A 14,575-nucleotide genomic window follows, 5' to 3' on the forward strand; every position below is an offset into this window, starting at 1 on the left:
CCTAACCCTCTCCCCAAAGGGGCGAGGGGAAGGATTGTGCGCTTTGTCGAATTTGTCATTACGCCCTTAACCTTATTAATAACAGGAAGCTGATTTGTGAGACTCGCCCCGCTCTACCGCAACGCCCTTCTATTAACAGGAATTTTGCTTTCAGGAATAGCCGCCGTTCAGGCCGCCGACTGGCCGCGTCAGATTACTGACAGCCGTGGCACTCATACCCTGGAAAGCCAGCCGCAGCGTATTGTTTCCACCAGCGTCACCTTGACCGGCTCACTGCTGGCGATTGATGCTCCGGTGATCGCCAGCGGCGCGACCACGCCAAATAACCGCGTAGCGGATGACCAGGGCTTTTTACGCCAGTGGAGCAAGGTGGCGAAAGAACGCAAACTGCAACGGCTCTATATCGGCGAACCGAGCGCCGAAGCCGTTGCCGCGCAAATGCCGGATCTGATTTTAATTAGCGCAACCGGCGGTAATTCGGCGCTGGCGCTGTACGATCAGCTTTCCACCATCGCCCCGACATTAATCATCAATTACGACGACAAAAGCTGGCAGTCGCTGTTAACGCAGCTTGGCGAAATTACCGGACATGAGAAACAAGCGACAGAGCGGATTGCGCAGTTTGATAAGCAACTAGCGGCGGCGAAAGAGCAAATCAAATTACCGCCGCAGCCGGTCACTGCCATTGTCTATACTGCCGCTGCACACAGTGCCAATCTCTGGACGCCGGAATCAGCACAAGGGCAAATGCTGGAACAACTCGGCTTTACGCTGGCGAAGTTGCCCGCAGGCTTAAACGCCAGCCAAAGCCAGGGCAAACGCCATGACATCATTCAGCTTGGTGGGGAAAATCTGGCTGCAGGGTTAAATGGCGAATCACTATTCCTGTTTGCCGGTGATCAGAAAGATGCCGATGCTATTTATGCTAATCCGCTGCTCGCGCACCTGCCCGCAGTACAAAACAAGCAGGTTTATGCGCTGGGAACCGAGACGTTCCGCCTGGATTACTACAGCGCCATGCAAGTGCTGGACAGACTTAATTCACTGTTTAAAAAAGATTGATAAAACATACAATTAGAGCACTAACAGTCCCCTCGCCCCTTTGGGGAGAGGGTTAGGGTGAGGGGAAAATGCACCTTTAGCTAACTGTCGGACGCTGTCACCTGCGGCGGCGTCTGGCGAAAACGTCGCAACTCCACCAGCACCAGCAACAACAACACGCCGATAATCAACAAACCAAAACCGCTCGCGCTTGCGGAAGCAACCGGTGTCATCATCGCTCCCAAACCGCCCAGCAGCGCCGCGCCTATGGCATCTCCCGTCACGTTTTGCGCCGTCCACAAACCGTTAATCCGCCCTAACATCGCTTCCGGGGTTTGCGTTTGCAGCATTGTATATTGCAGCAACGAACTAACCGCGCTCAGCCAGCCGAACAGCGCCAGACAAACCACGCCTAAAATCCACATCGGCATCAGGCCAAACAGACCAATGGCGAGGAACGATCCCAGCGTGGAGAGCAGCATCAATAACCCTGGTCGCGCGCTATGTGCCAGCTTCCCGCTGGTTAACGCGCCAATAGCCGCACCGAGCGGGATCGCCGCATAGAGAAAACCAATCTGTGCCGCCGACATCTGCCAGTTGTCAGCCAGCGCCGGATACAGTACCCGCACCGCACTCGCCATCGTCAATAACCCCCCCAGCAGCGCAATTCCCCCCACCAGCGGGCTGGCGAGCAGAAAACGAATCGCTGCCAGAAGCGATTTCAGCGGATGCTCACGCGGCTGCGGTGGCGGTGGCAGCGCCGGAAGGCTTAACAACGGCAGCAGGGTAATAAACGTTCCCGCCGCCGCCAGCCCGTAGTTCCAGGCCACGCCACCGGTCGCCAGCAATAAACCGCCAATCATGGGCGAAATCACCGAACCCAGGCGCACGGTCAACATGGTGATCGCCCCGGCCTGCATTAAGTTTTCACGCCCTACCAGTGCAGGTGTCGCCGCCAGTAGCGCCGTAACGCCAAGCGATGCGAAAAAACCATCCCATAAACCAAGTAAATAGATTGCCAGCAATGACGGCTCCGGCAGCAGCGCGTTCAGGCACAGTCCAATGAAGCCAATGCCACAGGTGCCGCGCGCCAGCAAAATCACTTTTTTGCGCTCATAGCGATCCGCCAGCACGCCGCCAACCATCAGGCCAACAAACATCGCGCTGCCGGTGAGCGTCACCGAAAGCCCCACCTGCCAGGTAGAATGCGTCATCATCTGGATCTGCACCGGCACCGCGACGCCGAGCAAACCCAGAGACACAATTGAGATAAAACGAGCGAGGAATACTGCGCGAAACGCCGGGTGCGTTTTCAACAGGCTGAGGTTAAGCAGCCAGGATTGTTTATTCATTACAATGCCTTGCCATCAAATATTTTAAATACCTATTCTTAGGCTGCACATGCTAACATATCCAAATAAGATCGATAACGATAATTAATTTCATTATCATGGAAGTTCGTATGTCTGGTTCTGTTGCCGTGACACGCGCCATTGCCGTGCCCGGATTGCTGTTATTACTGATTATCGCGACGGCATTAAGCCTGCTCATTGGGGCAAAATCACTCCCCGCTTCCTTAGTGCTGGAGGCCCTCTCCGGCACCTGTCAGAGCGCCGACTGCACCATCGTGCTCGACGCGCGACTGCCGCGCACCCTTGCCGGTTTACTTGCAGGCGGCGCGCTTGGCCTTGCCGGGGCGTTGATGCAAACCCTCACCCGAAATCCACTTGCCGACCCCGGCTTGCTTGGCGTGAACGCCGGAGCCAGCTTTGCCATTGTGCTGGGTGCGGCGCTGTTTGGTTACTCTTCCGCACAGGAACAACTGGCGATGGCCTTCGCCGGGGCGCTGGTGGCCTCGTTGATTGTTGCCTTTACCGGCAGCCAGGGCGGCGGGCAGTTAAGTCCGGTGCGTTTAACCCTGGCGGGCGTGGCGCTGGCGGCGGTGCTGGAAGGGCTGACCAGCGGCATCGCCCTGCTTAATCCTGACGTCTACGATCAACTGCGTTTCTGGCAAGCCGGTTCGCTGGATATTCGCAATCTACATACCTTAAAAGTGGTGCTGATCCCGGTGCTGATCGCCGGAGCAACCGCGCTATTACTGAGCCGCGCACTGAACAGTTTAAGCCTCGGCAGCGACACCGCGACGGCGCTGGGCAGTCGCGTGGCGCGCACACAGTTAATTGGTCTGCTGGCGATTACCGTGCTTTGTGGTAGTGCGACAGCGGTAGTTGGCCCGATTGCCTTTATTGGCCTGATGATGCCGCACATGGCGCGCTGGCTGGTGGGTGCCGATCATCGCTGGTCACTCCCCGTCACGCTACTTGCTACCCCTGCCCTGCTGCTGTTTGCCGATATCATCGGGCGTGTGATTGTGCCCGGCGAGCTGCGCGTTTCTGTAGTCAGCGCCTTTATTGGCGCACCAGTGTTGATCTTTCTTGTCCGACGTAAAACGCGAGGTGGCGCATGATTTACGTCTCTCGCCGATTAATCATCACCTGTTTGCTGCTGGTTTCCGCCTGTGTAGTTGCAGGTATCTGGGGATTACGTAGCGGTGCCGTCATGCTGGAAACGTCGCAGGTATTCGCCGCGCTGATGGGTGACGCCCCACGCAGTATGACGATGGTGGTCACCGAATGGCGTTTACCGCGCGTGCTGATGGCGCTGTTGATTGGCGCGGCGCTGGGCGTCAGCGGTGCGATTTTTCAGTCGCTGATGCGTAACCCACTCGGCAGTCCGGATGTGATGGGCTTTAACACCGGGGCGTGGAGCGGCGTACTGGTGGCGATGGTACTGTTTGGTCAGGATCTGACAGCTATCGCGCTGGCAGCAATGGCGGGCGGCATTGCCACTTCTCTACTGGTCTGGCTGCTTGCCTGGCGTAACGGCATCGACACCTTTCGATTGATTATTATCGGCATCGGCGTTCGCGCCATGCTGGTGGCCTTTAATACCTGGCTGCTGCTGAAAGCGTCTTTAGAAACGGCGCTAACAGCGGGGTTGTGGAATGCCGGATCGCTCAATGGCCTGACGTGGGCAAAAACCTCGCCCTCCGCACCCATTATTATATTGATGCTCATTGCCGCCGCCTTGCTGGTAAGGCGGATGCGCTTGCTGGAGATGGGCGATGACACCGCCTGCGCACTGGGCGTCAGCGTCGAACGCTCGCGTCTGTTAATGATGCTGGTCGCCGTAATACTTACCGCAGCTGCCACTGCCCTGGCGGGGCCAATTTCCTTTATCGCGCTGGTTGCACCGCACATTGCCCGACGCATTAGCGGCACTGCTCGCTGGGGGCTAACTCAGGCGGCGCTGTGCGGGGCGTTGTTACTGCTGGCGGCCGATCTCTGCGCTCAGCAACTGTTTATGCCGTATCAACTTCCGGTTGGCGTCGTTACCGTCAGTCTCGGCGGTATTTACCTTATCGTCTTGTTAATTCAGGAGTCTCGCAAAAAATGACCGAATCAGTAGCCCGTTTGCGCGGCGAACAGTTAACCCTGGGATATGGCAAATATACCGTCGCGGAAAATCTTACTGTAGAAATTCCTGACGGTCACTTCACGGCAATTATCGGGCCAAATGGCTGCGGTAAATCCACGTTACTGCGTACCTTAAGCCGCCTGATGACGCCTGCTCACGGGCATGTCTGGCTGGATGGCGAGCACATTCAACATTACGCCAGTAAAGAGGTCGCACGCCGGATTGGCTTGCTGGCGCAAAATGCCACCACGCCGGGCGATATCACCGTGCAGGAGCTGGTGGCGCGTGGGCGTTACCCGCATCAACCGCTGTTTACCCGCTGGCGCAAAGAAGATGAAGAAGCGGTAATGAAAGCGATGCAGGCCACGGGCATTACTCATCTGGCGAATCAAAGCGTGGACACCCTTTCCGGTGGGCAACGGCAGCGAGCGTGGATTGCCATGGTGCTGGCACAGGAAACGGCAATTATGCTGCTCGACGAGCCGACCACCTGGCTGGATATCAGTCATCAGATTGATCTACTGGAATTATTGAGCGAACTGAACCGCGAGAAAGGCTATACGCTGGCGGCGGTGCTGCACGATCTTAATCAGGCCTGTCGCTACGCCAGCCATTTGATTGCGCTGCGGGAAGGAAAAATTGTCGCTCAGGGAGCGCCGAAAGAGATTGTCACTGCTGAACTGATCGAGCGTATTTACGGTTTGCGCTGCATGATTATTGATGATCCGGTAGCAGGAACACCGTTAGTGGTGCCGCTCGGACGAACGGCACCGTCAACCGCCGTGATTTAAACTAACCGATCTTCCATCATGGCATCCTGTTTTCTGGATGCCATTGCATGATGCAAGAGCACACTGCCACAAGCAACCATACCGCCGATCAACGCGGAAAGGATCACGATAATTGCTTTGCCCGGACCGTCTTTTTTCACCGGCAAAGTCGGACGCAACTGATATTTAAACGGCGTAAAATTTACATCGTTGACATTTGCTTTTGTTAATTGATCGACAAGATATTGACGATTACGTAATTCAACGTTCAGTTCCGCAACATCGGTGACTGATTTTTCAATTTCAAGTTTACGTTCAATACCGTCTGCGCCGAGAGAAATAGAAAAATCAGGGTCATCTTTAACAGCCTGACCATTACTGTAAACAGGCTTTTTAATTCCTGCCGCATTGGCAATATCCAGTGAATAATTGAGCCGCTGAATATTTGCATCAAGCTGGTTTTTCGTTTTAATGCGATCCTGAGCCAGTTTTTCTTTTTCAAACTGGGTTCTGATTTCCAGTTTATTACGTATGTTTTCTAGCGACTCTTTCACCACCAACGTCGAGATATAATCGATATAACCAGCCAATACTGTCTGCGCTTCTTCACTGGTGGGTGCGGTGAAACTTAATGTCCAGGAGGTATACAACGCAGGCTCATCTTTTTTCTTACTGGCGTTGTCATCAACCGCTTTCATTTTTTCGCTCAATGCGACAATAGCGCGATGCAAATCCAGTTCATCGATTTTCGCCTCTTTTAATTGATCCATGACATACGGTGACGAACGCAGATAATCTTCCAGCAAACTAACAGACTGAAACTTTTTGATAAACAGATTAAATACATCACCACGATCAATATTCACGTCAAGTCCCAACACCCGCAGTTTGGTGAAGGTTTTCTCCAGATCTTGCCACTGAATAGCCTCTGCGGGCGTGATGACTGCCGAGCTGGTCCACTTTTGCGGCAGAATGAAAGACACCAGTAACCCGATACAGGCAAAGGTTAAGGCCACCGCGATTACCCGCGTTTTTGCGTACCACAAAACTTCGATAAGTTTAAGTAAATCAATTTCATTATTACTGGGCGATGCCAGATGATAATCGGGAAAATGAGAATCGCTTCCCTGCTTAATATTCAGTGATGACATGCGATATGACCTGAAATGAGTCCAATAAGATTAAATCTCCACGGCGCTCACTTTATCAGTTAGCAAGAATTATCCGAAGCTGAACTTTGTAAATTCCCCTCACCGAACACAACATTAAGCGTGTTTTCAGAGAAGCAACTGAGGATTCATCATAATAATAAATAATAAAATCCACAATCATTTATAATAATTATGGATTTTATTTAAGATAAAGTTATTTATTTAGCGTCGCCAAAATAATTGGCCCGATTTTTTCAAACGCCCCTGGCGAGATAATATCCACATGCGCACAATCTAAACGATAAATATCCAGCTCAGCTACCCATGGCGACCAGGCGCGTTCAGGACTCATACCATCCTGAAGTGTGCGTTCGGCAACAAACAGCGTGGCTTTACCATCAAACGGTACACTATGAGCAGTCGTCAGCAGGCGCACAGCATCAGCGTAGTTGCCTTCAATAGTGGTAAACAACTCCGTTGAAGTACTTCCCTGCTGTGCCGCCAGGAAGGCCTCGCGCTCGCGGTTAATCTCCGCCAGCACTTCCGGATCCAGACCATTAGCCTCTTTTTCCCGCCAGTTTTGCGTTTCTGGCGGCCAGGTATCCAGCAAGCCAAGAAATGCCACCTGTTCGCCACGGGCACGCAACCGCGCCGCAATGCCCTGCGCCAGCGTACCGCCAAGTGAATAACCCAGCAGGTAATAAGGACCGTGAGGTTGTTGTTCAAGTAACGTTGCCAGATGCGCTTCGCAGACTTCATCCAGGTTTGCAGCCTTCTGCATGGGGCCATGAGGGCGCGGCGACTGAATGCCGATAATCGACCATTGTGGATCGAGATAACGCGAGAGCACGCTAAACTGCCAGGCAAAACCGGACGCCGGATGGAAACAAAACAGCGTCGGCCCCGTACTTTCACGCAGCGGAAGAACTGTTTCAAATCCCATGCGCCGGGTGCTGTCTTCTTCACCATCAATAATCGTTGCCAGTTTGGCGACGGTTGACGCAACCATCACCTGCCCCGGCGTCACCTGGCGGGAAAACTGCCGACTTAACTGCGCCGCCAGTTTCATTGCCAGTAGCGAATGACCGCCAAGCGCGAAGAAATCAGCGTCGGCATCCTGCACGTCACAACCCAGCAATGACGAGAACGCCCCGGCGATAATCGTTTCACTGCCCGCTTTCGGCGCACGCCCCGGCGCTTGTGTCTTCAGTTCAGGCAACGGTAAGGCTTTGCGATCCAACTTACCATTGGCGCTAAGTGGCAACTGTGGAAGTTGTAGCAGAACCACGGGCACCATATGCGGTGGCAAGGTTTCGCGCAACTGCGCCTGCAATGCGCTGGTATCCAGCGGTAAACCTGATTGCGACACCAGATATCCTACCAACTGGCGAGCGTCGCCGCCGGTTGCTGCCGCCTGGTTAATCACACAGGCATGGGTAACGGCTTGTTCGACATCCGGCAGCGCCTGCATCACGCGATCGATTTCGCCCAGTTCGATACGCTGCCCGCGAATTTTTAGCTGATCGTCACTGCGCCCGAGGTACTCCACCGCGCCGTTATCCAGCCAGCGGGCAACGTCTCCGGTACGGTACATCCGCTCACCGGGGGCGAAAGGGTCGGCAATAAAGCGGCTGGCTGTCAGATCGGGTCGTCCCAGATACCCCTGCGCCAGTTGAATGCCGGTGAGATAGAGATCACCCGCCACCCCCAGCGGCACCGGATGCATCATCGCATCAAGAATACGCAGCCCCGTGTTCCACACCGGGTAGCCAATCGGCACACTGCTGCCGCGTACCTGTGCCAGTTCCTCGCCAAAAGCCGGATACCAGCTAACGTCCACCGCAGCTTCCGTCGGGCCATACAGATTATGTAACGGCGCACCGGTTAACTGTTGCCATTCGCGGCATAAATCAGCCGGTAAGGCCTCACCACTACAGAAAACCTGTTTCAACGTCGCGCAACTCTGGCGAGCGGTTTCCGGCGTCAGCGAAGCAACAAATGCCGCCAGCATTGAGGGAACAAAGTGCGTGGTCGTTACGCCATATTCGGCAAAGAATTGCTGCATAGCGAGCGGATCGCGGTGCGCCTCTGGTTCAGCCATCACCAGTTTCGCCCCCGCAATAAATGGCCAGAAAAACTCCCACACCGAGACATCAAAACTGCACGGTGTTTTTTGGGCAACGACATCTTCGCCTGTAAGCGGATAATGATTTTGCATCCACAGCAGGCGGTTAACGATAGCCGTCTGCCCGACCATCACCCCTTTCGGCCTGCCGGTGGAACCAGAGGTGAAGATGATATAAGCCGTGTGGTGCGGTTGTGAAAGTTGCAGCGGCGCACTGCCCTGTGGAGTAAGCGGGGCGTTATAGCAAAGGCTTATTAAATTGGGAACATCGCTAAAGCGCGGCAGTTGATCGTCGGTGGTGATTAACAGCGACGGACGCGCATCTTCCAGCATCATTTTCAGACGATCGTCCGGATAACCCGTATCCAGTGGTAGCCAGGCCGCACCTGCTTCAACAATCGCATGTAGTGCCAGGGTCAAAAAGACCGAGCGCGGTAGCGCCACCGCCACGCTGTCGCCAGGTTTAACGCCGCGCTCACGCAGCAGATTCGCCAGCGCCACCACCTGCTCGCGCATTTCCCGATAGCTGAACTGGTAATACGCATCTGCCAGCGCCGGTGCATCCGGTGCTTTTGCCGCTTGTTCTGCCACCAGCGCGCTCAGCGTGGTTTCAGGGATTTCTACCTGTGTGGCGTTGATCTGCGCCAACTGTGCATACTCACCTGGCAGCATAATATCGACATCGCCGCACAACAGCGCCGGATTCGCGGCGAACTGCGCAATCAGCATTTTCAGCCGTTCGGCGTGCTGAATTAACGTTGGCTCATCGTAACGCTGTTTATTGGCGAGAATCTCAATACTCAAACCACCGTGTTCATCCGGGAACAGCGCCAGTTCAAGGTCATTAACCGGACCGGTTGCCAGTGTATGGGTTTGCGCCTGAACACCAGGAATATCCAGTTGGTAATCAAATACCTTGATATTGAGTACCGGACCAAACAGCGGTTCATCACCTGCCGCTCGCCCGCTGTCACGGACAATCTGTTCGGCATCGTAGCGTTGATGACGGCGCATTTTTTTCAGTTGAGCCGCCAGGCGGATAGCCAACTGAGGCAGTGTCTCTTGCGCCTCAATGTGAATACCCAACGGCAAAACGTTGAGCACGGGACCGGTCGCCGTAAGCGCCGCCGACCCCATTCGACGCATAAAGATAAATCCGGCAGCGTAGTCCATGCGGTTGCACAATCGCCCCAGCCATAAGGTCGCCAGCGCGAGAGCTAAATCGGTACGTTGTACGGTCGGCAGTTGTGCTGCCAGCTGCCGAAATTCCCCATCGGTAAATTCCAGTTTCAGGCGCAGAATATCTGCCGAGGCGCCGCGCCCCGCTAAAGGTGCAGAAGAAAGTGACGCAGGCGGCGGCAGTTGGCGACGCTGTTCCGCCCAGAATGCCGCATCACGCTGCCAGGCCTCGCTTTCCCGATACTGCTGGTACTCTTCCACCACTTCAGCGAAAGGCGTAAACGGCGAAGCAGGCGTTGGTTCGCCACGCAGCCATGCACAGTAAATATTGGCGATCTGGCGGGTAATTGCCGGAAAACTGAAACCATCAACCAGCAAATGATGATAACGCTGATACCAGTACCAGCGGTTATCCGCCACCTGTATCAGCTGATGAAAGACCAGTGGGTTACCGTTATCGACACGCAGATTTTGTTGCAAATCAGTTTGCATTAATGCCTGCGCAGTTCCGTGTGGATCAATGTTGGTACGCAGGTCGATAATTTCTGGCTGTTCGAACGTCAACTCATCATCGACCCATTGCCAGACTTCGCCGTTATCTTCCGTAAAACGCATCCGTAGCGTATCCGCTTGTGCTAATCCGGCAACCACCGCGCGAGCCAGTAATGGCGCATCAACCTCTCCGGTTAACTCAACGTAATGCGCCACGCTCCAGGTGGAAGGTAAATCTGACAGTTTTTCTGCCATCCAGATGCCGGGCTGTGCGGCGACCAAAGGTAAATGTTGGCTCATTGCGCCTCCTGCTGCTGGGTAAAATTCGCCGGTGTCAGAGTACGCCAGTGGGCTTCCAGCCACTGCTGGCAGGACGCCTGTGACTGCGGCTGACACACAACGTCCCAGCCTGCCGGTAACGCGCACTGTTGCGGCCACAGACTGAATTGCCCCTGCGCATTGCGCAAAATGTAAAACACGCCCTGCGGATCATCGAAGGGATTACTGAATGCCATATTCAACTCCTGTCATGGAAAAGCGGTTGCCAGAGGTCAATTAGCCCCTGCATCAAGCCACCGCGCCAACAAAGCGCATCATGTCCGCCGTCAACCTGACGCCAGAAAATGGATTCTTTTATGGGATATAGTTGCGCATACAGCGCCTGATTGGCTCGCATGATCAGCGGCTCACGAATCCCCGCCTCCAGAACAATGCGCAGACCTTCGGCGCTAACTCCACCAGCTTTTAGCTTTTCAAGTAACACGCCCTCTTGCTGCCCGCCCCGATGCGGCCACCAGTACGATCCTGACTGGCTTAATACACAGCCAAAGCGTTCAGGCCAGTGCAGTCCGGCATACAGCGCGGAAAGCCCACCAAAACTCTGCCCGGCGACCACGGTGCGATCGGCGCGATCGCTAAAAGGGGCGATCGTTTTCACCAGCGGCAGTAACTCTTGCTGTACTGCCAGCCAGAAATCCGCATTACACGGCAGTTCGCGGGCACGGTGCGCGGTGTCGATGGCGTCAATCAACACATACACGGCGGGAGGAAGCTGCTGACGACGGGTCAGCGAAGTCAACGCAGGCCAGACGGGCATACTTTGCGCCCAAAATTCACCATCGAGCAGAATAGCTAACGGACGCTCCTCGACTGGCGTATCGCCGGTGGTAAAAATCCATACACGACGTGAATTTCCCAACCGTTCACTTTTCCAGGTTATTTCTTTCGCTGAGTTAGCGGGGGCTTGCGGACAATCCCAGCCGGGTTGCTGCGGCGCTTGCGGCATTTCGAGTGCGGAAACAGCGTGCCCTCGCCCTCCTTTCCAGCTTTGCGGATTCAGCGGATCGGCTATCGCCTGGGGTAATAGTTTTCGCCAACCTTCGCGTAATTCGAGGCGATCGGGTGATGGTGCAGAAAAAATGTCATCGCGTTCGGTGGGAATAAAACAGTAGCTGCCGCGCCAGTTGGCATTGAGTTGTGTCGTCCACTGCCAGACGTTGGTGCCTGCAATTCGCTGCATCGACTGGGGCTGGCTGTTCTGATGGTGATCGGTAACGCCAGTGATGTAAACCCATACGCGCTTCACCGTCGAGCGGTCTTCAGAACCTTGAGGGTCACGCCACCAGAAAGTGACCTGATATATTTCGTCATTAAGACGCTGCCATTCCGGGCCATGTTTCGACTGCCACCAGCTCTCATTTCCCACATTTAACACCGTCACACCATAACCCCATGTTTACTGTGCAATTTTTCATTGATTGCAGAAATATATTGATAATATTATTGATAACTATTTGCATTTGCAATAGCGTATTGGCGCGCCATGTCAAGCGCGGACATTAATTAACCAACTGCACTGCGTGTCTTTCAGGATCAAAGGTTTTCGCGGTAGCGGGATGCGTCATGCTGATGACGACCATGCCCGACAGTTGCAATTCGTGGCAAAAATGCAGGAATAAAACAATGAACAAGAAGATTCATTCCCTGGCCTTGTTGGTCAACCTGGGGATTTATGGGGTAGCGCAGGCACAAGAGCCAACCGATCCCCCTGTTTCACATGACGATACCATTGTCGTTACCGCCGCCGAGCAGAACTTGCAGGCGCCTGGCGTTTCGACCATCACCGCAGATGAAATCCGCAAAAATCCGGTTGCCCGCGATGTATCGGAGATCATCCGTACCATGCCAGGCGTTAACCTGACCGGTAACTCCACCAGTGGTCAGCGCGGTAATAACCGCCAGATTGATATTCGCGGCATGGGGCCGGAAAACACGCTGATTTTAATTGACGGCAAACCGGTAAGCAGCCGTAACTCGGTGCGTCAGGGCTGGCGTGGAGAGCGCGATACCCGTGGTGATACTTCCTGGGTGCCACCTGAAATGATTGAACGTATTGAAGTTCTGCGTGGTCCGGCAGCTGCGCGTTATGGCAACGGCGCGGCGGGCGGCGTGGTTAACATCATTACCAAAAAAGGCAGTGGTGAGTGGCACGGTTCCTGGGACGCTTATTTCAATGCGCCAGAACATAAAGAGGAAGGTGCCACCAAACGCACCAACTTCAGCCTGACCGGTCCGCTGGGCGACGAATTCAGCTTCCGCTTGTATGGCAATCTCGACAAAACCCAGGCCGATGCGTGGGATATTAACCAGGGTCATCAGTCCGCGCGTGCCGGAACCTATGCAACTACCCTACCAGCCGGGCGCGAAGGGGTGATCAACAAAGATATTAACGGCGTAGTTCGTTGGGACTTCGCGCCTCTGCAATCGCTGGAACTGGAAGCGGGTTACAGCCGCCAGGGCAACCTGTATGCAGGCGATACCCAGAACACCAACTCCGACGCTTATACCCGCTCTAAATACGGCGATGAAACCAACCGTCTGTATCGCCAGAATTACTCACTGACCTGGAACGGTGGCTGGGATAACGGTGTTACCACCAGTAACTGGGTGCAGTACGAACACACTCGTAACTCGCGTATTCCGGAAGGTCTGGCGGGCGGCACCGAAGGGAAATTTAACGAAAAAGCGACGCAGGATTTCGTCGATATTGATCTCGATGACGTGATGCTGCACAGCGAAGTTAACCTGCCGATTGATTTCCTCGTTAACCAGACGCTGACGCTGGGTACGGAGTGGAATCAGCAGCGGATGAAGGACTTGAGTTCCAACACCCAGGCGCTGACCGGGACGAATACCGGCGGTGCTATTGATGGTGTGAGTGCCACCGACCGTAGCCCGTATTCAAAAGCAGAAATTTTCTCGCTGTTTGCCGAAAACAACATGGAGCTGACTGACAGCACCATCGTGACACCGGGGCTGCGTTTCGATCATCACAGTATAGTCGGCAATAACTGGAGCCCGGCGCTGAACATATCGCAAGGTTTAGGCGATGACTTCACGCTGAAAATGGGCATTGCCCGTGCTTATAAAGCGCCGAGTCTGTACCAGACTAACCCGAACTACATTCTCTACAGTAAAGGTCAGGGTTGCTATGCCAGCGCGGGCGGCTGCTATCTGCAAGGTAATGATGACCTGAAAGCGGAAACCAGTATCAACAAGGAGATTGGTCTGGAGTTCAAACGCGACGGCTGGCTGGCGGGCGTCACCTGGTTCCGTAACGATTATCGCAATAAGATTGAAGCGGGCTATGTGGCTGTAGGGCAAAACGCAGTCGGCACTGACCTCTATCAGTGGGATAACGTGCCGAAAGCGGTGGTTGAAGGTCTGGAAGGATCGTTAAACGTACCGGTTAGCGAAACGGTGATGTGGACCAACAACATCACTTACATGCTGAAGAGTGAAAACAAAACCACGGGCGACCGTTTGTCGATCATCCCGGAGTATACGTTGAACTCAACGCTGAGCTGGCAGGCGCGGGAAGATTTGTCGATGCAAACAACCTTCACCTGGTACGGCAAGCAGCAACCGAAGAAGTACAACTACAAAGGCCAGCCAGCGGTTGGGCCGGAAACCAAAGAAATCAGTCCGTACAGCATTGTTGGCCTGAGCGCGACCTGGGATGTGACGAAGAACGTCAGTCTGACCGGCGGCGTGGACAACCTGTTCGACAAGCGTTTGTGGCGTGCGGGTAATGCCCAGACCACAGGTGATTTGGCAGGAGCCAACTATATTGCCGGTGCCGGGGCGTATACCTATAACGAACCGGGACGTACGTGGTATATGAGCGTAAACACTCACTTCTGATGCTAACGTCAGATTGTTGACAAAGTGCGCGTCGTTCATGCCGGATGCGGCGTGAACGCCTTATCCGGCCTACAAAAATCTTGCCAATTCAATATATTGCAGGATAGTGTAGGCCTGATAAGCGTAGCGCATCAGGC

Annotated in this window: 10 protein-coding genes; 5 read left to right on the forward strand and 5 right to left on the reverse strand. The window is 54.3% G+C overall.

From position 1 onward, the window contains the following. Positions 1 to 96 precede the first annotated feature (96 nt). Positions 97 to 1,062, forward strand: coding sequence for a Fe2+-enterobactin ABC transporter substrate-binding protein (gene fepB, locus EQY_RS0113045; RefSeq protein WP_001234295.1), 966 nt, complete (start codon positions 97 to 99; stop codon positions 1,060 to 1,062). A gap of 80 nt (positions 1,063 to 1,142) precedes the next feature. Here the strand turns inward: fepB and entS are convergent, their stop codons facing one another. Beyond that, positions 1,143 to 2,393, reverse strand: coding sequence for an enterobactin transporter EntS (gene entS, locus EQY_RS0113050; protein WP_001041810.1), 1,251 nt, complete (start codon positions 2,391 to 2,393; stop codon positions 1,143 to 1,145). 110 nt (positions 2,394 to 2,503) lie between these two features. Between entS and fepD the strand changes: the two genes are divergently transcribed. The 3 genes from fepD to fepC are packed head-to-tail and all read left to right on the forward strand — an operon-like array spanning position 2,504 to position 5,309. Beyond that, complete coding sequence (fepD, locus tag EQY_RS0113055) at positions 2,504 to 3,508, forward strand: Fe(3+)-siderophore ABC transporter permease (RefSeq protein WP_024212566.1); 1,005 nt, start codon at positions 2,504 to 2,506, stop codon at positions 3,506 to 3,508. Next, positions 3,505 to 4,497 (forward strand): iron-enterobactin ABC transporter permease, encoded by a 993-nt coding sequence (gene fepG / locus EQY_RS0113060; RefSeq protein ID WP_000640944.1) that lies wholly within the window; start codon positions 3,505 to 3,507, stop codon positions 4,495 to 4,497. Before fepD ends, fepG begins: the two co-directional genes overlap by 4 nt. After that, the gene (gene fepC / locus EQY_RS0113065; RefSeq protein WP_000140639.1) at positions 4,494 to 5,309 is read left to right on the forward strand and encodes an iron-enterobactin ABC transporter ATP-binding protein; all 816 of its coding nucleotides are present in this window, start codon (positions 4,494 to 4,496) and stop codon (positions 5,307 to 5,309) included. The genes fepG and fepC overlap by 4 nt, the downstream gene beginning before the upstream one ends. On the opposite strand, the gene wzz(fepE) is transcribed toward fepC, so the two are convergent. The 4 genes from wzz(fepE) to fes form a co-directional block, all read right to left on the reverse strand. Beyond that, on the reverse strand, positions 5,306 to 6,439 hold the full coding sequence (wzz(fepE), locus tag EQY_RS0113070) for an LPS O-antigen length regulator Wzz(fepE) (RefSeq protein WP_000096753.1): 1,134 nt from the start codon (positions 6,437 to 6,439) through the stop codon (positions 5,306 to 5,308). The two genes, fepC and wzz(fepE), sit on opposite strands and share 4 nt — an antisense overlap. Positions 6,440 to 6,653: 214 nt before the next feature. Further along, the gene (entF, locus tag EQY_RS0113075) at positions 6,654 to 10,535 is read right to left on the reverse strand and encodes an enterobactin non-ribosomal peptide synthetase EntF (protein ID WP_000077783.1); all 3,882 of its coding nucleotides are present in this window, start codon (positions 10,533 to 10,535) and stop codon (positions 6,654 to 6,656) included. Next, positions 10,532 to 10,750 carry an MbtH family protein gene (locus EQY_RS0113080; protein ID WP_000885809.1) on the reverse strand — a complete coding sequence of 73 codons (219 nt, stop codon included), beginning with the start codon at positions 10,748 to 10,750 and terminating at the stop codon, positions 10,532 to 10,534. Before EQY_RS0113080 ends, entF begins: the two co-directional genes overlap by 4 nt. 2 nt (positions 10,751 to 10,752) lie before the next feature. After that, positions 10,753 to 11,955 (reverse strand): enterochelin esterase, encoded by a 1,203-nt coding sequence (gene fes / locus EQY_RS0113085; RefSeq protein ID WP_000217369.1) that lies wholly within the window; start codon positions 11,953 to 11,955, stop codon positions 10,753 to 10,755. Between the two features lie 242 nt (positions 11,956 to 12,197). Here fes and fepA point away from each other — a divergent pair, with 242 nt between their 5' ends. Beyond that, positions 12,198 to 14,438 (forward strand): siderophore enterobactin receptor FepA, encoded by a 2,241-nt coding sequence (gene fepA, locus EQY_RS0113090; protein ID WP_001034861.1) that lies wholly within the window; start codon positions 12,198 to 12,200, stop codon positions 14,436 to 14,438. The last annotated feature ends 137 nt before the right edge of the window (positions 14,439 to 14,575 follow it).

Source organism: Escherichia sp. TW14182, from assembly GCF_000208525.1.
In the GTDB taxonomy this organism is placed as follows: Bacteria; Pseudomonadota; Gammaproteobacteria; order Enterobacterales; family Enterobacteriaceae; genus Escherichia; species Escherichia ruysiae.